This is a genomic window from Actinomyces bouchesdurhonensis (assembly GCF_963540955.1).
GTDB classification, from domain to species: Bacteria; Actinomycetota; Actinomycetes; order Actinomycetales; family Actinomycetaceae; genus Pauljensenia; species Pauljensenia bouchesdurhonensis.
This window is the reverse complement of the sequence record NZ_CAUTSL010000031.1, coordinates 1-26,342: the sequence shown is the minus strand read 5'-3', so window position 1 is coordinate 26,342 and position 26,342 is coordinate 1. Positions and strand designations below refer to the sequence as shown.

The window sequence follows — 26,342 nt, the reverse complement described above, 5'->3', positions numbered from 1 at the left end:
CAACTCCTTCAAATCTTGAAATCGAAGCGTTGGAATTGCAACGTTTCCAGCGATTGTTGAAACTTCACTCAAACGAATTACGTGCGAAATTTTGGGAAACGGTGCCACAAGCCACAGACCAGGTCGCCCGCAGACGCGAAAGGCCGTGGCCCCGGGCCAGCCACGGCCTCGACGATGAAAGGTTAGGCCTCGTAGGTCACCGAAACCGGCGCATGATCCGAGAAGCGCTCCTCATACTCCTCAGCGCGACCAATCACAAAACTGCGAGCCCGCTCCCCCAGAGTCGGCGTCGCATACTGATAGTCAATACGCCAGCCCGCATTATTGACAAACGCCTGCCCACGCCAAGACCACCACGAATAGGGGCCCTGCACATCGCCGGCCAGATCACGCACCGTATCGCGCCAGCCCTCCTCCACCCACCGGTTGAGGAATACAATCTCCTCATCGAGGACGCCAGCGCGCTTATTGTGGTTCGGCTTCCAGTTTTTGATGTCAGCTTCCGAACGCACGACGTTGAAATCACCGCACACCAAGGAAGGGACACCGTTCTCCTCCTCATCTGCAAGTAGCTCAGCCATGCGCGCACCAACGCGAGGCAGATGCGCCATCTTCGCCTCCTGTTTAGGCGTGTCCTTCTCACCCGAATGGAAGTATGCGGACACGACACGCAGCGGGGTCTGCGCGCCCTCGCGGCGCACGACGGTCTCCAGCCAACGACCCGAATCAACATCCGTTTCTGCATCGTCGAGCACGGGGCGAGGCTCACCTTCAAAACCTACTCGTCCGCGCCTCACAGCCACACCAACGCCCGCTCGTCCCTTAATGCGGCATGGCGCCCACACACTGTCCCACGCCTCGCCCATAATGTCGCGGGCAATCTCCTCCGGTGCACGCACCTCCTGCATAACAAGCACGTCCGTAGCGCTCGCATCCAACCAGGCCAGGAAGCCGCGCTTATGGGCGGCGCGAATACCATTCAGATTCACTGTCGTTACCGTCAGAGTCATCGATTCTCCTTCAAGCGAGTGTTTCTTCAGCGTACCCGAACATGAAGGCGCGGCGAGGGAATGAGTTCCCTCGCCGCGCCTGGCACGCGCTCACACATTCGCCGACACGTACCGACGAACATAACGCCTACTGGGGGCTACCGGGAGCCGAGACCCGCCTGGCGCTCCGCCGCCTCAACGACGTTCGTGACCAGCAGCGCACGCGTCATCGGGCCAACTCCACCCGGGTTCGGGCTGAGCCAGCTGGCAACCTGATCGACACCGTCGGCGACATCGCCCTTCAGACGAGCCTTACCGTCGGCGTCCTTCACACGACTCACGCCCACGTCCAGGACAACCGCGCCGGGAGCCACCATGTCGGGAGTGATGATTCCAGCTGAACCCGCTGCTGCGACGATCACGTCCGCCCGGCGCACGTGATCAGCCAGGTTCCTGGTACCCGTGTGGCACACGTCAACCGTCGCGTTCACTTCCTTGCGCATGAGGAGCAGACCGATCGACCGGCCAACCGTCACGCCACGCCCGATGACGCACACGTTCCTGCCGGCCAAGTCGATCCCGTGACGTTCCACCAGCTCGATGACCGCGCGCGGCGTACAGGGCAGCGGCGAGTCGATCGGACCAGAGCCACGCAACACGAGGCGCCCCAGATTCATCGGGTGTAGCCCGTCAGCGTCCTTCGCTGGGTCGATACGCTCGAGGACCGCGTTCGCATCGATGCCCCGCGGAAGCGGCAATTGAACGATGTAGCCCGTGCACGCCGGATCCGCGTTGAGCTGATCGATCGCGGCCTCCACCTGTTCCTGCGTAGCGTCGGCAGGCAGGTCCACGCGGATCGACTGTGCACCAATCTCAGCGCAGTCACGATGCTTGCCCGCGACGTATGCGACAGACCCAGGGTCCTCTCCCACCAGGATTGTGCCGAGGCCTGGGACAGCCCCGACCTCGCGCAGCCTGTTGACGCGTTCCTTGAGCTCCGCCTTAATCGCCGACGCGGTCGCGGTCCCATCCAGGACCCCCGCGGGCCCCGCCCAGGGGGCCCTCACTGCTCGAGCCCCGCATACAGAGGATGCTTGTCCGTCAGCCTCTTGACGCGTGCGCGCAGGGCATCCACCTCAACGTTGCCACCGGACGCGCCCTGCGTGAGCGTCGTGCCGATAATGTCCGCGACTTCGGCGAAGTCTTCAGCATCGAAGCCGCGCGTCGCGAGGGCCGGCGTGCCGATACGCAGACCCGAGGTGACGACCGGCGGGCGGGGATCGAAGGGGACCGCGTTGCGGTTAACCGTAATGCCCACTTCATGCAGCAGATCCTCCGCCTGCTTGCCGTTGAGTTCAGACTCAACCAGGTCGACGAGCACCAGGTGCACGTCCGTACCACCGGTGACCAGCTTAATACCTGCCTTCTTCGCATCGTCAGCTCCGAGGCGCTCCGCCAGGATCTGTGCGCCCTCGAGGGTGCGGCGCTGACGGTCCTTGAACTCTTCAGTCTGCGCGACCTTCATGGCGATCGCCTTGGCTGCAACCACGTGCATGAGAGGGCCACCCTGCTGGCCGGGGAACACGGCGCTGTTGAGCTTCTTACCCCATCGCTCGCCACGCGACGACAAGATCATGCCGGAACGAGGTCCGCCCAGGGTCTTGTGAACCGTCGTCGTCACAACGTCGGCGTAGGGCACCGGGTTCGGATGCAGGCCGGCTGCCACAAGTCCCGCGAAGTGCGCCATGTCCACCCACAGGGCAGCGTCGACCTCGTCAGCAATGTCCCGGAAGGCCTGGAAGTCGAGGTGACGAGGGTACGCGGACCAGCCGGCGATGATGACGCGGGGACGCTCAGCGAGAGCCGCTTCACGAACCTTTTCAGGCTCGATGCGCATCGTCTCGCGGTCTACCTCGTAAGCGACCGCCTTGTAGTGCTTACCCGAGAAGTTCAAGCGCATGCCGTGAGTGAGGTGGCCTCCGTGAGCCAACGACAGGCCGAGGATCGGATCGCCAACGTTAGCCATCGCCATGAGCGCTGCCGCATTTGCTTGAGCACCGGCGTGAGGCTGGACGTTGACGTAGTCGCCACCAAACACCTGCTTGGCGCGTTCGATCGCGAGGGACTCTGCGACGTCCACAAACTCGCAGCCCCCGTAGTAGCGGCGCCCCGGGTAGCCCTCAGCGTACTTGTTAGTCAGAACAGACCCCTGCGCCTGAAGGACAGCGCGCGGAACGAAGTTTTCCGAGGCGATCATTTCGAGAGTCTCGCGCTGGCGGCCCAGTTCAGCATCCAGCACCGCCTGAATCTCAGGGTCGAGCTGCGCCAGCGTCATGTCGTTGAGGGAATCCATCGGGTTCTCCTGTTGATCATTCGAGTGTGATAACAGCAACTTCTAGCCCAGGCGGGCGGCTATCGATGCCAACGCGTCGCTCCCCGGTGGTGGCCCACCTCAAATCGCCAGTCACGACACGCTATCAAGTCTATCTCGCAGCCGTGAGCTGCGCATTCTTCCATCGTGTCAGGATGCTACCATTTGGTCACCATGCGACCGTGAGGCGTCAGCAACAAGTATCTGGTGCACGAAATCACAGCCCATTTTCGCTTGTACTTAACCCTTTGGTTAGCAACTAAGTTAACCGTATGGATAGACTAGGGTTAACACCTAACGGTGACTGAGTCGAGATCGGGTCGTTTACCCAGTAAATGTCCCAATCTAGAGGGGAACACTCCTCTAACCGACCTACAGTATTTGAGTTTGAGGAAGTAGAAGGAAGAGGCACAGATGACAACTTTGACGAAGCCAAGTGCGCGCGCCGCCTCGACGGCTCTGGCATACGAGCACGCGTCCGATTTAGCCGCATCCGCCGACAGCGCTATCAAGCGCATGTGCGATGTTATCGCCTCACTTCTCGGCATTATCATGCTGATTCCGGTGTGGATTATCGTCGCTCTAGCGGTGCGCCTGAGCGACGGCGGTCCCGCATTCTTCACACAGAAGCGAGTGGGCCTCGACGGTACGACTTTTACCATGTTTAAGTTCCGCACCATGCGCGTTGATGCCGAAGCCATGAAGGCCTCTCTCATGGAGGCCAATGAGGCCGATGCCAGCGCAGGAAATTCGATCATGTTTAAAATGGCGAACGACCCGCGCGTAACGCGAATCGGCGCCTTCCTCCGCAAGACCTCGATCGACGAACTACCCCAGCTTTTCAACGTTCTCCGGGGCGACATGTCGCTCGTCGGGCCGCGCCCGCCGCTGCCCAGCGAAGTTGCACAGTACGAGCCTCGCGTCATGGGCAAGTTCGCCGTCCGCCCGGGCATCACCGGCCTCTGGCAAATTTCGGGGCGCTCCAACCTCTCCTGGGATGAGACGGTCCACCTGGACCTGTCCTACGCCCAGCACCGCTCCCTCACGCTTGATGCGTGGATCATGCTGCAGACAGTCCCTGCTCTGCTGCGTCACGAGGGAGCCTACTGACCCTTTCTGCGTGTGTGTGACGGGGTGTGGCCCGAGCCTTTCGGCTCGGGCCACACCCTTAACTATGCTCTACAGACCCAGCACAACCAGTGTCCTGCAGCGTTTCACACCCCACCATCGAAAGACGGCTTATCCCCTTTCGACGACCGTGACAAAACCTAAATAACGGTTACCGTAAATCTCAAAGGGGGCTTGCTTCTGAGACGAACCACCCGCGCCACCCCCACTCCAGACTCCAGTGCGGCTCCAGCGTCCATCTGCCAATACAAGAAGAATCATGGTCGCACGCGTCATAATACCTGACCACCATGGACACCGAACCGACGATACCCAGCACCTTCCAGATACCAAGGATGCCGACGCAAGTCGTCGCCAGCATCACCGATACGGTCGTTAGACAGACCGCTTCGCGTCCAACGAACTCACCCCGTCAAAAGCTGCTGCTGGTTAGGACACAACAACGGCAGTCGCAGCAGCTCACAGCTGGGGCTTGTCGTATCCCGAGAGCGCGGCTAGGAGTCTCGAGCGGTGCGCCACTGACACGTGAACCCGCTCCTTAGAGCGCTAACCCGCTATCGCGCGCGTTAACACCCAAATGCGACCGCAGACCGCCCCGCCAACGCTCACGACAGAAGACCCCCGCGCGGATTAGCGGCTATGTGCCACATAGCTAGTCCCGGTACGCCATAGCACGTTCAAGAACGACAGAGCGGGTGTAATCCTCTGGAAGGACTCCCTTCGCTCCGTCGTCGCGTTCGAGATCCACGCGACGATTCGCCGATCATCCTACAGACGGGTGCGCGGGCCGAACCCTCATCGAGTTCAGCCCGCGCACCCCAGCCTCACTTAGCGCGAATTACTCACACCTTGGAAGCACCCTGCGAGACGACGAGACCGAGCTCGTCGAAACTGCCCATCGCTTCAAGCCGACGAATCAGCTGCGGCCAGTGCGCGATGAAGTCCAAGGCCTCGATGGTGTAACGCTTCGTCAGGCGCTTGGGTTCATGCGCAATGCGCCAGGCCCAGCCAAGCCGAGCATTGTGTACCCAGTCGGGGAAGTAGTCCTCGGCGGCTTTCGCATACTGGTCTATCCAACCACCCGCCACGCACACTGACACATCCGGTACTTGCTCCAGCACCCATGCAGCGACGACATCCTGGAGACCAGCCCCGAGTCCGACAATCGCCAGACGCGGATGGAAGTCCGTCAGGATCGACGGGTTAGCCTTCAGTCGACGCAGCCCGTCGTATCCGTCGATGTGTTGAACGTTAAAGCGGCTCAGCCGCTGTGCGACGGCCTGGCCGGCCTCCACGGTCGTACCGATCACGGTGATCCGAGTGCCGTCCTCGAGGCGATCGAAGACGTAAGGCAACACGAGGTCCGTGGACGTACGGGCAACGTTGTACCCAGCGGCGCGTAGACGCATCTGAAGGAACGTGCCATCGAACCCGATGGTGCTCATACGTGACAGGGCTGGAAAGTCCGCGTGAAGAAGCGACCAGTGATTGAGCCATGACGTGGCGTGCCCGGGGGTGAGCAGGCGCGTCGCCATCGCTTCAAAGACGGGGTCGGCCACGGATACGTTCTCGGAGCGAGACTTGTCAGTCATGACTATCACCTCAGCAAGCTTGCTTTGAGATCGAAGGAGACGGACACGGCACCAGCGTAGTTGGCGTGCTCTTCAACGGCGATACGATTGACACCGTCCTTCAACACATCACGGGGCACCATGACTGTCACAGTGTTCTTCTTGGCAGAACTCAGTGAGACGTTAGACGTCGCTCGAGTGTTTGAGGTAACCGCTCCTTCGGGCATGTTCACCCGCTTGACTTCGGTTCCGTTGACGTAGATGACGGCCCCGTCGTCGGCGCGGACAGTGAGGGTCAGCTCGAAGTCGGCACTGATGGTTCCGAGGTTGACATCACGGGCAAAGTAGCTGGTGATGGGGCGCTCGGAGGGGTCCAGATCGAAGGGGGTACCGGCATCGCGATCGCCCCAACCCAGCGGGCTGGCGCCGTGCTTCCACGCGGACAGGTCCGCCGTGGAATTCCATGCGGCGTCGGGCGCTTCCTTGGAGTTCCAGTAGTTCCAGTACTGTCCTGTGGGCAAGAACTCTCCGAAGTTCACGCCGGACACGTCGAGCACGTCGAGGGGCTTATTCGGGTCGGGTTCAACAGGATCGTCCGGATGCGGCTGGGGCTGCGGGTCGGGATCGGGCTGGGGCTGCGGGTCGGGCGCGGGTTCGTTGCCTTTGGCGACGACCTGCACCGTGCCGTCGATGGTCATCGACGAGCTGGAACGGTAGTTGAGGTGCGTCTCCGCGGCGAGGGTGTTGGTTCCGGCGACCAGCTGGGACGCGGGAACGAAGACCAGCTGGCGATCGGCGCGAGCAGAGGCTGTTGTCACGGACGAGGACGCAAAGGTGTTGGCCGTGACAGTGCCCTCGCCCATTCGCTGACGCACGATCTCGGTGCCGTTGACGTACACCACGGCACCGTCGTCGGCAGTCACGGACACATTCACGCCTGCGATTGCGGTGGGATCAGTGACCGTGAAGGAGGTGCGTGCGTAGGTTGTGAGAGGCCGGGACTTGGTGGGGCCGGGTGTGAGCGTTGTTCCCAGCCCGGTCGTCCCGTAGCCGATCGGGGCGGTTCCGCGGCTCCAGGAGGAGTCGTCGTACGAGGTCTGGGCCCAGTCCTCGTCCACCGCGTCGTTCGACCAGTGGTACGCCCATGTGGCGTCTTCGTCAACGAGGAGGGAGGCGTCGTCAGGTTGGACAGGCTTCCCGTTGGCGTTGACCGTGTAGGCGTGGGTCGACGCTCCGCGCAGTCCGTCGGAGGCGACGGCGCGAACGAAGAATCGGTTATTGCCACCGAGGGGAACGGTGATGGACGTCGAGGTCGTGGTGGCGATCGTACGATCGTCGCGCAGGACGTCGTAGGAGGCGGCGCCCGGCACGGACGACCACTTGAGGGTCACCGACTGAGCATTGCCATCAGAGCCGCGCAGGTTTGCGGGCACCGCCGGCGCGGTAGCGTTACGAGCGGGCATACGAACGAAGCCACCGGACCACTGGCCAGCCGTCTTGGAGGTGTAGGAGTAGTTGAAGTCGCCGCCGGCCCACAGAGCACCGTCGTCACCCATTTCGAGTGCCCAAGCGCCAGTCGAGCGCAGGGAGGACAAGCGGTAGGGGGTCCAGCCGATCTGACGGCCGGTGGCCTCGTCCCATCCGCCGACCCACTGAATTTCGTCGGCGCGTGTCCAGGTGTTGCCCAGCGCCAGGTAGTGGTAGGCGTCCTGGAACGTGTAGTCAGAGCAGTGGCAGGAGCCGTAGACGACGCCGTTCGTTGAATGCGTCGTCGCCTGCAGGTCGCCACCGTTCTGCATGGTGATGGAGCCGGAGGTGCGGGTCATGTCAGATGTGTTGTAACCGAACAGCGAGTGCTGAGAACCGCCGAAGTAGACGCGACCATTGCCGACGGTGACGGCCTGCTGGTACTTGCCGATCAGGTAGGAGTGACGGAAGCTCCACGACTGATCCAGGGTGGCACCGTCGGAGGTTGATACGCGGGCTGCGTTTTCGGCGACGCGATCGTGAATGCGGGTGAAGTGTCCCGCGGCGTAGAGGTAGCTGTCGTTCTCGTCCACGTCAATGTCGATGACGGCACCGTTGAACTCGGGGTTCCAGCCGCGCTCGGGCTTGCCGGACAGTGACAGGCGAGCACCGTTGCGGGTGTAGACGGAGGAGGAGCCGTTACCCGTCAGGTGGGTGAAGGCGCCTGCCAGGTAAATGTGATCTCCGACGACCTTCGCGGCCTTGACGGTGACCGGGGAGGCGTTACCGTTGCGGACCTGGAGGGTCCAGGACGGGTCGATCTGCCCTGTCGCAGCGTCAATCAGGACGGTACCGACGTGTGTCTCTCCGTTGACCCTGGTGAAGTCGCCGACTGCTAACAGTTTGTCGCCGGGCAGCTCGACCAGGTCCTTAACCTGATTATTGAAGTCGAAGGTCTGCCCACTCCACTCGCCCGTGGTTGCGTCGAAGGCGGCCAGGCCCCGGCTCGTGGTTTCAGAACCATTCTTCCCCTTTTGTACGCCTGTGAAGTTGCCACCGACGTACATGGTGGAGCCAACCTGCTCGAAGGCCTGAACCTGGATGTTGCCTTCCTGGATTGAGCCGTTCAGGTTACCGGTCACTCCCCATGACATGGGAGTCGCGAATTCGGAGACGGATGCTTTCTGTGTCTCGGCTGCCGTGCCGCCATCGCCGATTGCGCGGAAGGACGAATCCGTGGAACGCAGCTCGGGCCTCACGTACGCCTCCGCATAGGGGTTGATGATGGAGCCGTTGCGATGGAAGAAGGACGTCGATGAGGAGGTGTCGTACCAGGACGAGGCCAGCGGCCCGTAACCCCAGCCCATCGTGTACTTATTTTGCGCTGAGGCGGTTGGGTTGACGTAGCCCCATCCCGCGTTGGTGCCGAAGCCCGACCAGACGATGCCGCCGTTGACCCACCACTCACGGTTGAACTTGACGTTCACGGGGTGGGCGCTCTTGAAGGGCCAGATGAAGTCGCTCATCTTCGGGAACTGCATGCGAACGGTCTGGAAAGAGCTACCGCGGTGGTTCCAGGCGCGCTGAACCATCAGGCCGTCGGGCAGGTCGGAGACCTTGGTGCCGCCGAGCAGGCCGTTGACGGTCTCATGTGAGGCCTGGATGACCTCGAAGTCACCGGCCTTGCGGCTGCGGGTGGCCAGCTTCGACTGATCTCCCTTGCCCTGGCTCCAGGTCTCCCAGCCTTCGCGCCCGCGACCGATGAGGACCCATCCGCCGCCGTCGGTGGTCTGGTCACAGAAGAACTGGCCGGGTGCCTCCATGGTCGAGGTCTGCAGCCAGTAGGTGCCGTCGGCAGAGTTCGGGTTGTTCTGCTTGATTTCCCAGCAAGAGGCCGCGGCAGTCGCCTCGGAGAGGCCATCATGGAGTGGATCGCCTGCAGATAGCGCTGCGGTTGGGCTGAGTGCAAGCACTCCGAAGCCTGTCATTGATGCCAAGCCGAGGGCCAGGCAGCGGCGGAAGAATTTCATCGGATCCTCACAGGTATCGCATTGATAGTTACCTTTATAGTGTCACGAAAACCTGGCCTGCTCAACCACATGGTTAACGACAAATGAGAGTCGTTTACCACATACAAGGGGGTCCTCGCCACAGTGGCGAGGACCCCCTTGCGTCAACAGGTTGTTATGAGGCGCGGCCAACCGTTGAGACCGACCATGCGCTCGTATAAACCCGGGCGAAGCGACACCGTTGGAGCGCTATTTGGCCAATGTTGCGGTCATGTCGAAGGTCATCGACGGAGTGCTCTTGTAGTTCAGGTGTTCCTCAACTCCGATGCGATTGACACCATCTGTCAAGGAACTCGCTGGAACCGTCACCTCGAGCAGGTCCGAGGCTGACTGGGCGGCAGTGACCGCCGCGTTGGCGTATGTCGTGTGAGTAATGTTTCCAGCTGACATACGCTTCGTGTCGATGATCGCACCGTTGACACGTAGGACGACACCGTCGTCCGCGCGCACCTTGATAGTCAGGGTGGTCTCAGGAGTGAGAGATCCCAGGTCAATATCGCGTGCGAAGTAGTAGGTCACCGGGCGGTCCTTCTTGGCGATGTCAAGCGGGGTGGCGGCGTTTGCGTCGCCCCAGCCGATCGGGCTGAAACCGCGCGACCAGTCGGCCAGCGAGGCGGTGGTTGCCCAGTCGGAGGCGGGAGCACTCGTCGAGGTCCAGTAGTTCCATTGGGTGGTGCCCGAGGGGATCACCTCACCGGTGGTCATGGTGCTCGCATCGATCGCTGAGGTGGCGTCCTCGAGATGACCTGGCGTGCTCGACGGCACGGGATCGTCGCCGTGGGAAGGCTCAGGTTCACTCGCCACAGGAGTGACTGTTGCCCACATGCCCATGGATGGGCTGCGCATGTAGTTGACGTGTGTTTCGACCGCGATAACGTTGTCTCCGTTTGTCAGCTGGGAGGCCGGCACGAACACCTCGGAGGCGTTGTCGTTCGCCGCGGAGTAGCTCGGAGCAGCGTCAGCGCGGGTCGTGTAGCTGACGGCGGACGAGCCCAGGCGAGTGCGGTCCACCTCGGTACCGTTGATGTAGACAATGGCACCATCATCGGCCAGGTACCTTACGGTTATGCCCTTGAGCGCGGCCACGTCGGTGACCGTGAAGTGCGATCGGAAGTAGCTGGTCACGGGACGTGAACCCTGCGCGGTCAGCACGGTGGCGATGCGAGAGTCGCCGTATCCGATGGGGGCTCCGCCGCTCGCCCACTGAGAATCGTCGAACGAGGCCTGGGTCCAGTCCTCGGGAGCGGCGCTGTTCTCGGCTCGGTAGCTCCACGTGGCGCCGACGTCCAGCAGGGACGACGGGGTGGAGGGGTCGACCTGACCGCCGACCAGGGGAACGTAGACGGCGGTTGTGGCCGAGCGGTTACCTGCAGCGTCGACGGCGCGCACGAAGAAGCGATTCTCTCCGCCGCGAGGAACCTCAATGCTGGTTGAGTCCGTGGAGGCGATCGCACGGTCGTCACGCAGGATTTCGTAGGAGACGGCATCGGAAACACCATCCCACGCCAGGGTCACGGTCGAGGCAGTGGAATCGGAGGTGCGTACACGCGTGGGGGCGTCGGGGGCGACGTTGTCGCGGTTGTCGTAGCGAGCGAAGCCACCGTTCCACTGGGTACGGGTTGCGTCGGTGAACGAAAGGGTGAAGTCTCCGCCGACCCAGAGGTTACCGTTGGTGTCCATCGTGAGTGCCCAGGCACCGGTCTTGCGCTTGGATGAGAGTTCGAAGGGAGTCCAGTGCAGGTTTTCGCCGGTGGTGGCGTCCCACGCGCCGACCCACTTGATCTCGTCGATGCGCGACCAGTTATCGTTGACTCCCCAGTCGTACTTGTCCTGGTAGGCGCCGTCCGAGCAGTGGCAAGAGCCGTAGATGACGCCCTTGGCGGAGATGGTTGAGGCTTGGAGGTCTCCGCCCATGCTCAGCATCAACGAGCCGGAGGTGCGCTGGTTGGAACCGGTGTCGTAGCCGAAGAGTGAGTGCTCGGAGCCGCCGATAAAGACCCGGTTGCCCGCCGAGGAGATGGTCTGCTGGTACTTGCCAGCGCTCACGGTGGAGGGCTGGAAGTCGAAGCCCGTGTCCTGGGCGGCACCGGCCTGGGTGGAGAACTTAGCGGCGTACCAGGCGCGCTCAGAGCTGTGGGCGCGGGTGAAGTATCCGCCGGCGTAGAACGCGCCATTATCTTCGCTCACCGTGACGGCTTGGACGGAACCATTGAGTTCCGGGTTCCAGGTGCGGTCGGGGCGGGCATTGAGGGAGACGCGTGCCGCGTTGCGTGCGTAGACGTTTGAGGTTCCACCTCCGCTGAGGTGAGTGAAGACGCCACCGAGGTAGACGTTGCCGTCGTAGTAGGCCAGTGCGCGCACGCTGACCAGGCCACCGCTGACGGCGTTCCTGATGCTCAGGTCCCATGAGGGGTCGATCTGGCCTGTCGTCGGGTCGAGAACAACCGTTCCGATGTGAGTTTCGCCGTTGACTCGGGTGAAGTCACCTGCAACGAGGAGGCGGCCATCGGGTAACGCGAGGAGAGCCTTCACCTGCGCGTTAAAGTCGAAGGTCTGTCCGGTCCAGTCGCCAGTGTTGACGTCGAAGGCTGCCAGGCCGCGTGAGAAGGTCTCCGCGCCGTTCTCGCCCTGCTTGACGCCGGTGAAGTTGCCGCCGACGAACATGGTCGAACCGACTTGGGCCAGGGCTTGAACCTGGATGTTGCCCTCGGCGTAGGAGCCGTTGATGTTGCCTGTGACGCCCCACGAGGTCTTGGCCGCGTAGTTGGAGACGGCGCGAGTCACGGTGGAGCCAGCTTCACCCTCGTCTGGGATACGGGTGAAGGAGGGGGAGTCGGAGGACAGACGCGGACGCACATAGGCCTCGGCGTAGGGCATGATCGTCTGGCCGCTCTTATGGAAGAAGGACGTCGAGGATGTCATGTCGCCACCCCAGTTGGCGGCGCCGACCCCGTAGCCCCAGCCAATCATCCAGCCGGTGCGGGTGGAGGGGTAGACCTGGAGCCCGTTCCAGGACTGGTCGTAGCCGGGGGTGTTCCAGATGAGGGCAGAGACGGGGGAATGATTATCTATCGACAACGTGATCGGGTGAGCCATCTTGAAAGGCCATACGAAGTCCGTCATCTTAGTGAACTTGATGTCCAGCTTCTGATAGGAGCGTCCTGACGCGCTCCACGAGCGCAGGACGCGAACACCATCCGGCTGATCTTTCACGTTTTCGTTGTTCAAGAGCTCATTAACCGTCTTGTTGGAGTACTGGACGGTTTTGAAGGCGTCGGTGTTGCGATCACGCGTGGTCAGCTTGGCCGGATCACCGTTGCCGCCGCTCCAGGGTTCCCATCCCTCTCGGCCTCGACCGATCAGCACCCAGCCGCCACCATCTGTCGTCTGGTCACAAAAGAACTGCGCGGGAGCATTCATCGCGGGCGTCTGCAGCCAGTAGGTTCCATCTTTTGCATTGGAATCATGCTGTTTAATATCCCAGCACGACGCCGCGGCGGTCGCGGCGCTCAGGCCATCATGAACGATGGTCTGACCAGGCGTCGCGGGAGCTTGTTGACCGTCGTCAGCGTGCGTCATCGGAGCAAACGCGAGCGATGCACAGGCCACAATCGGTGCGGCTGCAAGTGTTATAAGGCGCGAAAGTACGGAAGCCATAACACGACCTTTCAACGGGGCAATAGCTTGTTGCATAAATAATTACACAACAAGTGCACTTGATCAACCGATTGGTCAATAGCGACTTTCACAGGAGCATCACGCGCCCCTTGCCTAACCCCGCTTCTTCCGAGCGAGGGACCCAAGTCCCGACAGGTGCAGCGCATCGCAGAAAACCCAGCAAACACAAGCGAAAATACAGACGGATAAGGCAGAGCCAAGGACAGTCGCAACGAAGGAATCGCGCCCAAGAAGCCACGCTATACAACCGCCCGGAATCACCGCGGAAACGCCCACAACGAGAATCGGCTTGACCACCTCGGACAATTTTGGTGTCACACCGATGAAGCGCGAGACCTGAACAGTCGCCATCGCAGCGTCAAGCACCATGCACACCGCCCACACGACGGCAGCCGCCACCATTCCTCCACGCGGAATAAAGATGAGGTTACCCACAACGTTGAGACTCAGCACCACGATCTTGTTGACCGCAGCCCAACCTGAGCGCCCGCTCATGATAAGCAGCGAGTGGATGTTGCCCGCCATGAACGTGACGATGGAACCGATACACAGCACCACGAGGACGTTGGCCCCCGGCGCGAAGCTCTCGCCCAGGATCCGCATGAGCGCGGGCGCAAAGATGGCCATCAGGGCGTAGATCGGAGCCGCAAAGAGGACCAGCCAAATCGACGCCGTGCTGTACAGGTCACGCAGGTCCTTCGTGCGCCCCTGATGCAGGAGCTTGGAGAACTGGGGAGACACGACGACGCGCAGGGCCGTGTCCACGACCATGCCGGCCTGAATGAAACGAATCGCACCACCGTAGATGCCCGACGCCGCGTCGCCAGCGAGCAAGCCGACCAGGAGGACATCAAGCCACTGCAGTGCCTGCTCCAACCCCGCCGTCAGGGTACGCGGCAGCGCGAAGGCGATGACCTGGCGGCGACGCTCGGCCCCGGGCCAGCGCCCGACCGAATCCGCGACCGAGGGCATGTGACGCAGCAACAGCCACCACGAGGCGACCAGAACGATGACGAAAGGAAGCGCCCACGCGACCGACACGAAGGCCAGCGACCCGGTCAGAGCGGCCGCGAGGGCGACGAGCAGAGGACGCAGGCCCGGCAGGAGCAGGTTTTGGACGAGAACGTACTCGCGCATGTTGCCCAGAGCCCGCAGGGCGGCTGACGCAACCAACGTCAAGGCACCGATCGGCACGAACCAGAGGACGGCGCGGGTAGCCCCCGCGACCTCCTCGTTCCAGATCAACGGGGCCACGGCCTCGAGAACGAGCACGCAGACGGTGGACACTCCCACGGTCATCGTCGCCATAAACGACAGGGTCGCGCGGATCTCCTCGGGCGCATCCAGGGACAGGCGGGGCATCAGGTAGATCGCCGTCGAGTCGAGGCCGACCTTCGCCAACGCCATGACGATAGCGAAGACGCCCGTCGCCTGAGTGACCACGCCCGCGCCCTGCGCCCCCAGCATCCGAGACAGGATGATCGTGAACGCGAAGCCCAGAATCGCCGACACCGCCGCTCCGACGAAGCCGACGATGCCCCCGCGCGCGAGGGAACGCCTGGCTTGATTTGTCTCACTCATCAGTAACCTTCCCGCTACCGCGCGGTAGCCTTTCCCTATAACCGATCGATGGGATACACATGGACTTCAAACTCGATTCGCTCTCGCCCGCCCGCAAGAAAATTCTCCTGGCGGCCGCGATTCTCCTGATCATCGCCCTCGTCATCGTGGGCATCGTCCGCCTGACAGGTTCCTCCACCTCACAGACCTCAGCGGCCTCCGGAGTACAAAGCAACGCAGACGACCAATCCGCAGCTCCCCAATCCATCGCCAAGACCATCACCCCGCAGTCTGCGGGTCCCGCGAACACCACCGGATCGATGGACACCGACGAGCAGGCCGGCGCACAGGCCTCGTACGTGGTGACCACCCTGTGGGGCGCATACGCCGACCCCGAACAGGCCCAGGCCACCGACCTGTCCTCCGTCCTAACCGAATCCGCACTCGAAGAATTCGACGCGAAAGCCCTCGAATGGACCAGGGAAGGAACGCACGCCGAAGGAACACCCACCCTGGATAACCCGCAGATCATCTCCGATGACGGCGCCGGAAACATCACCGTATCGGCCTGCGTGGACTCCTCATCCGTTCGCATCCTCAACGACGCCGGGACCGCGCTGACGGACGATACCAGCATGACCCGCGCCCTCACTTACTTTCAGTTTGTGAAGGACGGCGAGAACTGGAAGCTCGCCGATCTATCGTTCCCCGACGACCCGACCTGTTGAGTCGGTCCAACATCTGAGTGGAGAAAGCCCCGTCGTTCGCGGCGGGGCTTCCCCATTCGCCCATGCGAACCGGACGCGCGGCACGCACCGTGCCAGCAACACTGCCCGGAGTTGGCCGACCAACGTGAGAGGCAGCCACACGCAGCGGATCGCCCTCCTCCTCCAGGTGACGCGACAACAAGGCAACGGCAACGACAGAAAGCATCAAACCCGTATTCATACCGTAGTAAAACTGCTCCACCAAGGTCGCCAAAATAATGCCGCCCAAGATCGAGCCATACACGTCCTTCGCCCGCCAGATACGCGTCAACATGCGGCAAAAGAAAGCAAGGAACAGAAAAGTACCAACAAGGCCATAGGAGAAGAGCACCGTCCAGAACTGGCCCTGGGTGCCCAGCGACGGCAGCCACGGAGAGGTCGAAGGACGCGGCGCCCCAAAGCCTAAGAACGGAGACTGCGCCAACTCGTTGATCGTCTCCAGGTAATTCGAAGCACGATCCTCCGTAGAGGAGGACGCGGCGACACGATCGAGGAGCGACTGGGAGGCGGGCGTCGCCAGCCACGCTCCCACGCCAACGACCACTGCTGCGAGGATCCCCACAACCGTACGCCAGGCGCCAGCGCGCAGGCGCTGAAAACCAACCCATACAACGATCACAATCAGACCGATGTACATACCGCGGTTCAGGGTGGCAGCCGCAGGGATGACCGACAGGGCACACACCGCAGCGACGAGGAAACGCCACTTCGAACGCTCGCGCCACAGCACGTACGCGAACACCAACGCAAGCGGGAAAATCAACGAAAAAACATTGCCGTAGGTGTTGGAATAGATGAAGGGCGCGGAGGGACGCGGGTCGGACAAAATCCACGACGACGGATTCCACTGGGTGGTCGCGCGCTTCGTGAACTCTTTAACGAAGTCGTTGGAATGCAGGGCGCGTGGGATCACGTAATACATGAGCGTCTTGAAACGCAGCTGCGGGGCCGCCATCGCGATGAAGCCGCCGATCGTGGTGGAAGTCAGGAAGGCCCACATAGTGCCCACGATTGTGCGCACACTCAGAGACTGACGCGCGTTGAACGCATAGACGGCGAAAATGCCGGGGGAGAGTTCAAGCGCGAAACGGTACAACGCTCCGATGACGCGTCCGCCCGAGTCGAGCATCGACATGGAGGCCAGCACCCACGCCAAGAAGAACGTCCAGATGATCGTACCAGGCGGGAAACGCACACCGTGTCGACCGATCATGAGCACAAGCATGATGATCGCGAACAGCGGCCACATCAAATCGCCGGAGCCGAGGACCCACCACAGCAGGTAGGCCGAATAGGCCACAACGAAGGGCCACGCCGGCAGGTCCTGTGCATCCTCCCGCAGCGGCCCGATGCGGGCGGGGGCTGGCTTGCCCCAAATTCCTCGGCGTGGACTCACGCGTCCGGACTCCCTTCCGGCGCACGACGTTCCTCGGTGGATGCCTGGGCACCGGTGCCGCTCGCCTGCACGCTCTCCTCGCCTCCCCGGGCCTCGCGGCGCGGTGGGACGAGCATGTTGTGCCTGCGCGAGGACAGGTACAGGAAGGGGCCTTCGAGGAAACCCTTGATTTCGGACGTAGTCAGTGAGCCTGGCACATCGTCGTCACTGCCAGCCACCCGAGCGCCGCCGGGCCTAATGCGCTTGAGGACGCCCGGCACGCGCGCTAGGAGAGTCCCCACGACGGAGGGGCGCGCGATGATTGCCTTTGTCAGCAGTGCAGCCATACCGGATCCGTTGCCCCGAATCTGCTTATCCAGGCCGACCTCGTCGACGCGATGGCGGTGATGTACGAGAGCGTCGGGCGTGTGGACGATAACGTCACCCGTGGCCAGGATGCGCGCGAACATGTCAAGGTCCTCCCCTCCCCTGGTGCTTGTACCGGCACCGAGCGCCGGATCGAAAGGACCGACCTCCATGAGGACGTCGCGGCGCATGGCCATACACACGCCGGCCCCGACACGCGCAGTCGTAATCGGATAGAGCGGCCCACCTTCACCCGGCTCACCCAGGGCCTCCAACCCGGCGGGAATCTCACCCGCCGCCCAAACGCGTGGCTTCATATCCTTGGGGAAACCGCCGCGCGACTCAAACCAACGTTGGGGCTTGAAACGTTCTTCCAGCGGCAGCGCGATTCCTGTCGTTGCAGCCACGTAGGGGGATGCAGTGAAAGGGTCGATCATGGCGGTGAGCCAGTGCGGATCGACGATCGCGTCGTCATCCGTAAAAACGATGACCTCTCCGCGCGCGGCGAGCACGCCACGGTTGCGGGCACGCGACAGGCCAGGGCGCGAAGCGGAGACGATACTCATGCGAGTGTCGGTGATGCCGGCGAGTTTCTCGCGAGTCTGGCCGGTGCTGGGCGCGTTGTCCACGACGACGAGCGAGAAACGCTGGTGGTCCTGAGCCAAGACGGCGCGCACCGCCGCCTCGAGCATGTCGCACGAGCCGACAGTACACATGATGACGGTGGCGTCAATATCGGCGCCCGCACCTTCTTCCCAACCGCGGGCCGACGCCACCGGCACCGCTGCAACGGCAGGATCAGACTCAGGGTGTGCCGTGCCCGCAATCTCAATGAAATCGGAGTTGCGCCCGTTATCACGCACAAGGACCAGTGCGCGGGAGGCCTGCGGTTCGCCCGAAATCAGCTGAGTGAGGCGGGCGGTACGGTCAACGTGCCAAATCGACGCAGCCTTGTCGTCGAGCGTGGTGATGTCCTCGGCGCTCACTTTAGTCCCTTCGCGTTGGTTGAATCCTTCTTCGACGAGCCTTTCTTGTCAGCCGTATTCTCGATGGCCTTGTCGGACACGCGATCGTAGCGGGCCGACGCTCCATCAGCCTCATCGCCAGAAGCAGCGTGAGCCTCGACTGCCTCCACAACAGGGCCGGAATCCGTGAAGGACCCGGCGGACGCCTGACCGCTCAGATACAGCATGCCGTTCACTTCGCGGTTGATGATCGCAAGCTCATCAAGCAGGGCGTGAAGATTCGCCAGATCATGTCCCTTACGCACAGCGATCAGCACATGACGCGACGGGCGAACCTCGTCGAGAAGAGACGCAAGCGGCTGGTAGATGTCAATAAGGCGCGGGGTGGGCACGCGCGTCTCGGCCAGAGAACGCGACAAAACACGGTGAAGCTCACGCGCCTCCGGGTCGGAAGCATCCACGATCAGGTCAACCCAGTGGTCGCGATCGATCGCCATCGCCAGCATTCGGGTGGGGGCAAGCCACGGCTCGGGTGCGCCTTCCTCCGCACTCCACACTGGCAGGGCAGTCAGGTCGGCCAGCTGCGTCGGGGACGCAAGAGAGCGAGCACGCGTCTCACGCACGAGAACCAGCACCAAACCGGCGAAGACACCAACAACAGTGAAAATCAGCACCAGGCGCGCCTTAGAAGGCTCAACCGTGTCAGTTGACGCGCCAGCAGCCGTAACGACGAGGCCGGCGCTGGCGTGATAGGGACTCAGCTGGGCGGACTGATCCTTCAGCTTGTTGATCTGTGTCGTCAGCGCGTCCGCACGCGGATTCTTGACGGTCTTACCGTCCTCGTCCTCCTCGGTGCCCAGGGATGCAAGCTCGGCTTCCAGGGCGGAAACCTGGCCGTCAATATCCGCTGCCATCTCGTCTGCGCGCTGTTCCACAAGTGCCGTGCGCTCCTGCAGGTAGAACTCGGCGATCGCGTCGGCCGCCGTCACGGCCTCGTCTCGCGTGGGCGCCGAGTACTCAATTTTCACGATAGTGCCATTCGTATCGCCCGACACCTCCATGTTGGCGCGCAAATCGGCGGCAGTGATCCCACCACCGATTTTTTCGGCAGCGGCATCCAGGACGGCCGCGGACTTCGCGATGCCCTGTTCGGTCACCATATCCGTCGTGTTCGACAGCGAGGCGCGCACAGCGGGAGCGGGCGTGGGCGACGGCGAAGTGACGGTCATCGACACCGTCGCCGAATGAGTGGAGGGAACACCGAACGCCGCAACGACACCGACAACCAAGCCAGCCACGGTCCCCGCAGCGATCGACCTCCAGCGGCGAGACAGCGCGTGACGCAGGATCTGCTGGCCGCCCGTGGGCGGAGGGGTAAGGATCATGACTGTTCTCCTTGCAGGGTTCGGCGCACCCACGCGGCGCGCGCATTCAGCCGACGTTCAAGGACGCGGCGCGACGATGGGGGTCGAGAGGCGATCCCCCGGGTATAAACCTCAACGAAGCGGTCGAGCTCGCGCTCGGCCTCCTCACGAGGAAGTGACACGAGTGAGACCAGGCGCACCAGCTCCTGGCCAGTCAGGTGGTTCGAAAGCTCAGCGAAAGCGCGGGCCTGCTCGGGATTCTTCCACGAATCCGAACGCCATGCCTTGCTTCCCGTGACCTGGCCGGGATGAATCCGGTACAGCAGACCCCATGGGGCCAGGCGGCGAATACGACCACCAGCCGAGGCAACACGCATCCACAGGTCGTAGTCTTCGGCGGGAACGCTCCTGTACCCGCCCACGCGATCGATGATCTCGCGCGTAGCCAGCATGGTCGGATGACAAACCGGGTTGGTGAGCAGCAGATGCCAACCCATGTCCTCGGGCCCAATTTCGTAGGGCATTCGGGGCACCGGGCGTGAGCCACGCAGCTCAATCATTTGCGTGAACGCCATGTCGTCGCCGCGCTCAATCGCGCGCAGCGTGCGCTTGAAACGGCCCCGAAGGGACACGTCATCAGCATCCATACGCCCCACGAGGCGCGAGTCGGTGCGCTCCATCAGCTGGGTCAGGACACGCGAAACGCCGCCCTCACCCGGGGTGATGTCCTCAATGCGCAGGCGAGGATCGACGCTCCCGCGCCGCGACGCGCCGCGAATGGCCTCGCCGACCGTCGAATCAGAGGAAGAATCATTACCGACGACCAGCTCGGAGTCGCGTGGCATGGCCGCAAGAGTCGAGGCCACAGCTCGCGCAATCGTCCCCGCGGCATTGCGCGCGGGTAAGATGACGGACAGCTCAGGCACGGGACTCCCCCTGCTCCGCAGCAGCGTCGAGGGCGCGCAGGTCGCGGTAGCGCCGACGCAGCGACATCGACGAGTGTGCCACGGCAACCGCAGCCAGGAACGTGTAGAACACCATGAAAGGTGCACCCAAGCCCCACAGCACAAAGGACCAGCACAGCACACCCGGGTCAGTGGGCAACAGAACAAAAGATCGCAGGTTACCGCCTCGCGTCTGTTTGCGTCCCGCAGCACGCACAAACTGCTCGGCCAGGATCTGGCTCATAAACTGGCCCGACGTCACCCAACCGTAAACGAGAGCGACAACGGCAAGCCACCAGGACTCCGGGCGATACACCATGACGGCGGCCGCCGTGCAGAAGTGGATCGCTGGCGAACGGAACGCATCCGCCACGTGGTCCACCCACTCCCCCGTCTTCGACGACGCGCCGGTCACGCGCGAGACCTGACCATCAGCTGAGTCAAACATGAAACCAACCGCCAGCGCGCTGCCCACGATGAGTCCCGTCCACCACACAGGTTCGAGCGCGAGGAGAACGATGAGACCAAGCGTCGAGAAGCACACGGAAATGAAACTGACGAAGTTCGGCGTCCAACCAAAAGCCGCGCAGGCGGCAGCCACAACGCGCGCAGCACCACGATTCACCCAACGCATATAGGCGGGAACGCCCGCCCCCGGCTTCTGAGCCGCGGCAAGGGCACGACGGTACGTCGTAAAACGGGTCCCCCACGACGAGCCAGGTTCAAGCACCACAGGAAGACTCACTGGCCGTCCCCTTCCGCCAAATGATCCGACTTACGCGCCGAGTCCTCGTCCGCGAAGTCTTCGGGCGCGATGAAGCGACGCAGCTTCGTCGACGAGGTCGACGGCGTGTAGGGCAGGTAGACGACGCGCGCTCCGACCTCCGCCATCTCCGCTTCAAGCTGAGCCCCCTTCGGGGTGCCCTTCCAGTCATCCCCCTTAAAGAGCACGTCGAAAGGCTGGAGTCGCCACGCCAGACGCTTATCCTGATCCAGGTCCACAACCACCGCGTCCACGAAACGCAACGACGACACAAGATCGCAGCGTTCCTTGAGCGGGATGACCGGAGCGCGCCCCTTCATGCGGATAAGAGCCTCATCGGAGGTCACGCCGACGACCAGACGATCGCAGCGCTCGCGGGCGGCGCGCAGGATGTTGAGGTGGCCCTGATGGAACATGTCAAAACCACCGGGCACATAGCCGGTGACAGGTGCGTGTTGCTGAGTCTTTTCATCCACGTATCAAGTGTGCCATTTATCAGACGGTCAATGCGACGCTTACCGGCTAAATGACCGAAAGATCACGTCTCAGCGTTGCTTGCCAAGTGACAAACTCATTCGCGGAAACGCGCAATGACAGGCAAATATGACCACGTGGCCGCATGTCTTCTTGTTACAGCTCCCATCATGACGCGAGCCGCACACAGCCAACCCCACTCTCCAGCCAACGACCTCCCCCACCAACGAAGACACGCCCGCCGACGCAAGACAGCCACTGCCTCGTCGATGAGCCGACACACGTCGCCTCAGCGCACACCACCCGCGAGCAGCCCACGCGGGGCCTCAGCGAGAGAAGACGACCGTGCGAGCGCCATTCATCAAAACGCGGTGCTCCACGTGGAAGCGGACGGCCTGCGCGAGCACGCGGCGCTCCACGTCCTGGCCGAGGGCCACCATGTCCGGCGTGGAGTCAGCGTGCGAAACGCGGGTAACGTCCTGCTCGATGATCGGCCCCTCGTCCAGGTCAGCGGTCACATAGTGGGCGGTCGCACCGATCAGCTTCACACCACGCTCGTGAGCCTGCGCGTAGGGGCGCGCACCCTTGAAGGAGGGCAGGAACGAGTGATGGATGTTGATGACACGCCCCTGCATGACGCGGCAGACCTCATCAGAGAGGATCTGCATGTAGCGTGCCAGGACGACAAGCTCAACGTTCTCCGACGCAATGAGGTCCAAGAGCTGACGCTCCGCCTGCGCCTTCGTGTCCTTCGTGACGGGGACATTCAGGAAGGGGACGCCGTAGAACTGGGCGACGGGCGCCAGGTCCGGATGATTACCAACGACCGCGATCATGTCAATGGGCAGGCCCTGCGTCTGGGCGCGGTACAGGAGGTCGGTCAGGCAGTGCCCCTCACGCGACACCATGATGACGGTGCGCAGCTTGCGGCCCAGGTCGTCAACGCAGTAGGTGGCGTTAAACTCGTCGGCAACGTTGGTTAGCCCTTCATCGATAGGCTCGCGCCCCTTCGGGGAGTCCACCTCGACACGCATGAAGAAGGTGCCCGTGTCGGGGTCACCGAACTGCTGGGACTGGATGACATTGCCGCCGGCCTCGCCGATCACACCGGTCACGGCATGAACGATCCCGGGGCGGTCCGGGCAGGACAAGGTCACAACAAGCTGCGCGTTTTCAGTCATAGAGGCCAGTCTAGCCACGTTCATACCCTTCAACGAGGCAGGGGCGCCGTTTGCGGGAGACGCCACGGGCGGAGGACGACCGGATGGCCAACGGAGTTTAGGGCACTGGCCTCGTTGATCACTGAGGGACAGCCTCCACGCAGCTACTGGTCCGCGGCTCTGCTCTTCGCGCATTCGCCGGGCCTACAGGCGTCACACCGGTTCGGTTCGGCAAGCCAACCACCAAAGACGCGGCGTGCAACACTCACTCACGCCCCGCTTCTCAACTTCACTCCACACGGGTCCAGTTGTCGAACAACGCTGAACCTCTGCCTTAATTCGCTGGATTTTCCAACGCGGACAAGGTGCTACGATGCGAGGCAGTAAACCCAAGAACACAGGAGCCACCATGGTCCGCGCCATCGATGAGTACAGGGGCGCCCCCGAATCAGGTAACAAAGCCGCCACGGACAAAACCCCCAACGACGCACGCCTGACAACCATGCCGCAATGCCTCATGCACTGGTGGACCCCCATCCTCATCGCCGGATTCCTTTTCGTCGGCACGACCTTGTGTGCTTTCTGGTGGGAATGGCACTTTCATTGGCCGTCCGTTCAAGCGATGCAGCTGTGCGCCACCGCCGCCGGCGTTGGCTTCGGCCTGGCCGCCTGGCAGCAGCGCAGTCACGACAACGCCGCCCAGGCCCAACAGGCACACGCGACAGAGGAACGAGAAGAGTACTGGAAGCGTAGGGAGCACGCCTATCAGCTCCTCGAGTCGGACAACCCTGGACAACGGCTGGGCGCGATCACACTATTGGCAGAACTAGCAGACAGAGCAGAGCACAATCAGCACATACCCACAGGTGAAAAGCACCAACTGCAGGACCACATCATCAGCATTCTATGCACCCAGGCACGCCGCGAAGGACTGAACGGACCATCACAGACGAGCAGGCGGGAGCACGCCGACCTTCAACGAGCAATCATTCAGACGATCCTCGAACGGATTCAGAATCCACGGGAGGTCAGTCCCGACGATCCCGAACCGGAGCGCGCCGACTGGTCCAACAAAAGAATTAACCTGAAGGACATCACCTTCCTCAGCGAGATCAGAATCAGTGACCTCTCCACGAATGCAACCTTAGACTTAGACGGGTCTACCTTTGATGAGTCATTTACAATTCACAATTCGACAATCAACAGAATACATTGGAGAAAGGCAACTTTTAAGAAAATCCTTGTTGAAGGCGGCGACGACAATAAGACGATCATTGGGACCTCGCGGCTACCCGAGACGATAAGCGACGGGACATTTAAGAACGTCATGTTCACCTCTGCGGACTGTTTTTTCAGTATTCACTACGCACCTCCAGGCGCAGAGGACACAGTCATCCGATTCCACCACTGCAGGCTCCAATCTGGGGCGTTTACACCTGCGGATGAGAACACTCACGAGGCCATTAGCCTCGACATCCGCTACCTTCTCCCCGACGAGAACGACGCATCGTCCGCGAATACCAGTCGCCCGGCGGGCGCATCCGCGATCACAGTCTCACACTGCCAGATCAGTTCACTTAACGTGAGCCTCAAACCGTCGAAATCCGAGATCACCATCGAAGAAAACATCATCGAGGGTACAACGTCGATCCAGTACAGCAACCCTAGAAATGAGCCGCACACCGCCTGGAATGAGGTGTGCATATCGGTCGTCCGCAATGAAGTTCGCGCGCGCCCCTACGAGGAGGTAGTCAGCATTAGAAGCGATGGAAAAATCCACCAAAAGGCGCGCGCCAATTTCCACAACAACACGCTGACCGGCGCAGATCATGACGACGAGCACCACTGGTTGACGAACGACAACATCAGCGAAATTAAACAACGATAAACACTAACGCAAAGAGCCGAACGCGCCTCACCGCGAGCAAGTCCCCATGCAACGACTGAAAACATCGTTTCGCGTGCGAGGGGAGCGCCATCACCAGCCACCAACCCTACCTCGACGCCATCGCCTACGAACTGAACAACTGCCCCAGAGCCACCCTCGGCTACCGCACCCCAACAGAAGCATTCAACGAACTCATTGCTACCACCCATTGACACCGCCAACATTTCTCCTTTTATAAGTTCGAGGGAAATGCCACCGAGCGCTTCAACTTCATATCCACTTGGTAGTTTATATCTCTTTGTCACTGAGTCCACCATAAGGAGGGGCCGCCATTTTCAATTCCTTGCATATTAAATATCCAATACCTCGTAGGGTTTTGCTGAAAGCACGGATTTACATTGCTCAGCCAAGTACGCATCCACCAACTCCAGCTGTGCAATATCTGGATATACCTCTAGCGTTTTGTCACCTATTAACCAGAACTCTCGCGACCAGGTCTCAGGATGATCCCAGATTCGGTAGCTCCCTTTAACCTCATCAGGTAAAAGCCTGCGGATTTTTGTTGCAACAGCGAGCTGTCCTTTTGCTGTTTCGTAAATTGTATTAATTTGGACACCACCATCCACAGGGCGTTCAACACGGACTATCTCTCGGCCGTAAAACATCACCTTCCTCCGCGAACCGTTTTCATAGAGCGCTAGTTCTATTCTTCCGTAACCTTTTTCAGTGTTATGTCGGTTGGTCAAATAGTCCCGAAGCGCTTGGACGACAGCCGCTGAAACACTTTCCGCATGCTGCGCAGCTCGTTCAAATAGTTCCATATCCGCTTCTGAGACGTAAATATTCTTCGTAGGCATGTTTATAACCATAAACATACTTTCTCCGTTTGTCAACCCTACAGAAATGTGGCTCTTCCGAGTTGAGTGTGGGTGACCGGGTGTTGGTCGGGGGTTGCGGGTAGAGGTCGAGGTCCTTGATGATGAGCGGACTTCTACCCCCGCGATCTTCAAAGGACCTCGGGCGGTGTCTCACCCTACCTGCTGCTGCTCCGTGTCGCTTGATCGTTGTGATCGGTGTGATCTGCTCGTCGGTTTGGAGGGCTTCCATCTGATGAGCGTGACTCGCACCCCAGGGGCCCTGGTGCTCGATGTTGAGTCGTGCAACCAGCTGGTTGGCTGCCCTGGTTGTGGGGTGATTGCTCAAGGCCACGGGCGCATGGTCGTGGAGGTCATCGACGCGCCTGAACTGCCTCCCGTTTCTTGGACATCGAAATTGAAGTCCAGGGAATGGGAGGCTTTTCGTGTCTGTGGATGTGCGTGTGAGGCATGATCGTTTGCTTCGGGAGCAAGCGGTGGAGATGTTTGAGAGGGGATGTGGCTATGGTTTGACGGCTCTTCAGAGTTGAGTGTGGGTGGAGGCGTCTAGGCCTCCTGCGATGAGGAG

The 26,342-nt window shown here is 61.6% G+C and carries 18 protein-coding genes, 2 pseudogenes and 1 riboswitch; of the genes and pseudogenes, 5 read left to right on the top strand and 15 right to left on the bottom strand.

Annotated elements, in window-relative coordinates; all coding sequences use genetic code 11:
- Positions 1-182: 182 nt before the first annotated feature.
- The 3 genes from RYL44_RS06550 to glyA all read right to left on the bottom strand — a co-directional run bounded on the left by RYL44_RS06550 (position 183) and on the right by glyA (position 3,342).
- Positions 183-1,010, bottom strand: a complete 828-nt coding sequence (locus tag RYL44_RS06550) for an exodeoxyribonuclease III (protein ID WP_314975451.1) — start codon at positions 1,008-1,010, stop codon at positions 183-185.
- A gap of 137 nt (positions 1,011-1,147) precedes the next feature.
- Positions 1,148-2,056 (bottom strand): bifunctional methylenetetrahydrofolate dehydrogenase/methenyltetrahydrofolate cyclohydrolase, encoded by a 909-nt coding sequence (locus RYL44_RS06545; RefSeq protein WP_073982442.1) that lies wholly within the window; start codon positions 2,054-2,056, stop codon positions 1,148-1,150.
- A complete protein-coding gene (glyA, locus tag RYL44_RS06540; protein WP_314975450.1) occupies positions 2,053-3,342 on the bottom strand; it encodes a serine hydroxymethyltransferase in 1,290 nt (429 codons plus the stop codon). The genes RYL44_RS06545 and glyA overlap by 4 nt, the downstream gene beginning before the upstream one ends.
- Positions 3,343-3,380: 38 nt before the next feature.
- Positions 3,381-3,467, bottom strand: a riboswitch (ZMP/ZTP riboswitch).
- 307 nt (positions 3,468-3,774) lie between these two features.
- Between glyA and RYL44_RS06535 the strand changes: the two genes are divergently transcribed.
- Positions 3,775-4,470 (top strand): sugar transferase, encoded by a 696-nt coding sequence (locus RYL44_RS06535; protein ID WP_073982440.1) that lies wholly within the window; start codon positions 3,775-3,777, stop codon positions 4,468-4,470.
- Between the two features lie 860 nt (positions 4,471-5,330).
- On the opposite strand, the gene RYL44_RS06530 is transcribed toward RYL44_RS06535, so the two are convergent.
- The 4 genes from RYL44_RS06530 to RYL44_RS06515 form a co-directional block, all read right to left on the bottom strand.
- On the bottom strand, positions 5,331-6,080 hold the full coding sequence (locus RYL44_RS06530; RefSeq protein ID WP_073982439.1) for a WecB/TagA/CpsF family glycosyltransferase: 750 nt from the start codon (positions 6,078-6,080) through the stop codon (positions 5,331-5,333).
- A 5-nt stretch (positions 6,081-6,085) separates the two neighbouring features.
- Entirely contained in the window at positions 6,086-9,556 is a 3,471-nt protein-coding gene (locus RYL44_RS06525) for a fibrinogen-like YCDxxxxGGGW domain-containing protein (protein ID WP_314975449.1), read from the bottom strand.
- 228 nt (positions 9,557-9,784) lie between these two features.
- Complete coding sequence (locus tag RYL44_RS06520) at positions 9,785-13,252, bottom strand: fibrinogen-like YCDxxxxGGGW domain-containing protein (RefSeq protein ID WP_314975448.1); 3,468 nt, start codon at positions 13,250-13,252, stop codon at positions 9,785-9,787.
- Between the two features lie 114 nt (positions 13,253-13,366).
- Positions 13,367-14,854 carry an oligosaccharide flippase family protein gene (locus RYL44_RS06515; protein ID WP_073982436.1) on the bottom strand — a complete coding sequence of 496 codons (1,488 nt, stop codon included), beginning with the start codon at positions 14,852-14,854 and terminating at the stop codon, positions 13,367-13,369.
- Positions 14,855-14,913: 59 nt separating this feature from the next.
- Between RYL44_RS06515 and RYL44_RS06510 the strand changes: the two genes are divergently transcribed.
- Positions 14,914-15,561, top strand: a complete 648-nt coding sequence (locus RYL44_RS06510; protein ID WP_073982435.1) for a hypothetical protein — start codon at positions 14,914-14,916, stop codon at positions 15,559-15,561.
- Here RYL44_RS06510 and RYL44_RS06505 read toward each other — a convergent pair.
- The 7 genes from RYL44_RS06505 to purU all read right to left on the bottom strand — a co-directional run bounded on the left by RYL44_RS06505 (position 15,482) and on the right by purU (position 23,032).
- On the bottom strand, positions 15,482-16,996 hold the full coding sequence (locus tag RYL44_RS06505) for an O-antigen ligase family protein (protein WP_073982434.1): 1,515 nt from the start codon (positions 16,994-16,996) through the stop codon (positions 15,482-15,484). The two genes, RYL44_RS06510 and RYL44_RS06505, sit on opposite strands and share 80 nt — an antisense overlap.
- Positions 16,993-18,327: a glycosyltransferase family 2 protein gene (locus RYL44_RS06500; protein ID WP_314975447.1), complete on the bottom strand. Its 1,335-nt coding sequence runs from the start codon at positions 18,325-18,327 to the stop codon at positions 16,993-16,995. The genes RYL44_RS06505 and RYL44_RS06500 overlap by 4 nt, the downstream gene beginning before the upstream one ends.
- Positions 18,324-19,691, bottom strand: coding sequence for a hypothetical protein (locus tag RYL44_RS06495; protein ID WP_314975446.1), 1,368 nt, complete (start codon positions 19,689-19,691; stop codon positions 18,324-18,326). Before RYL44_RS06495 ends, RYL44_RS06500 begins: the two co-directional genes overlap by 4 nt.
- On the bottom strand, positions 19,688-20,596 hold the full coding sequence (locus tag RYL44_RS06490) for a glycosyltransferase family 2 protein (RefSeq protein WP_314769317.1): 909 nt from the start codon (positions 20,594-20,596) through the stop codon (positions 19,688-19,690). The genes RYL44_RS06495 and RYL44_RS06490 overlap by 4 nt, the downstream gene beginning before the upstream one ends.
- The gene (locus tag RYL44_RS06485; RefSeq protein WP_073982430.1) at positions 20,589-21,359 is read right to left on the bottom strand and encodes a CDP-alcohol phosphatidyltransferase family protein; all 771 of its coding nucleotides are present in this window, start codon (positions 21,357-21,359) and stop codon (positions 20,589-20,591) included. Before RYL44_RS06485 ends, RYL44_RS06490 begins: the two co-directional genes overlap by 8 nt.
- A complete protein-coding gene (locus RYL44_RS06480) occupies positions 21,356-21,853 on the bottom strand; it encodes an FAD synthase family protein (protein WP_073982429.1) in 498 nt (165 codons plus the stop codon). Before RYL44_RS06480 ends, RYL44_RS06485 begins: the two co-directional genes overlap by 4 nt.
- Before the next feature lie 324 nt (positions 21,854-22,177).
- Complete coding sequence (purU, locus tag RYL44_RS06475) at positions 22,178-23,032, bottom strand: formyltetrahydrofolate deformylase (protein WP_314975445.1); 855 nt, start codon at positions 23,030-23,032, stop codon at positions 22,178-22,180.
- A 388-nt stretch (positions 23,033-23,420) separates the two neighbouring features.
- Here purU and RYL44_RS06470 point away from each other — a divergent pair, with 388 nt between their 5' ends.
- Both RYL44_RS06470 and RYL44_RS10255 read left to right on the top strand, forming a co-directional pair.
- A complete protein-coding gene (locus RYL44_RS06470) occupies positions 23,421-24,899 on the top strand; it encodes a hypothetical protein (protein WP_314975444.1) in 1,479 nt (492 codons plus the stop codon).
- An 80-nt stretch (positions 24,900-24,979) separates the two neighbouring features.
- Positions 24,980-25,111 (top strand): annotated as a pseudogene (locus RYL44_RS10255) (IS30 family transposase); the annotation flags it as partial.
- 138 nt (positions 25,112-25,249) lie between these two features.
- Here the strand turns inward: RYL44_RS10255 and RYL44_RS06465 are convergent.
- The gene (locus RYL44_RS06465) at positions 25,250-25,756 is read right to left on the bottom strand and encodes an EXLDI protein (RefSeq protein ID WP_314975443.1); all 507 of its coding nucleotides are present in this window, start codon (positions 25,754-25,756) and stop codon (positions 25,250-25,252) included.
- Between the two features lie 166 nt (positions 25,757-25,922).
- On the opposite strand from RYL44_RS06465, the pseudogene RYL44_RS10250 reads away from it, so the two are divergent.
- A pseudogene (locus RYL44_RS10250) lies at positions 25,923-26,141 on the top strand (ISL3 family transposase); the annotation flags it as partial.
- Positions 26,142-26,342 lie beyond the last annotated feature (201 nt).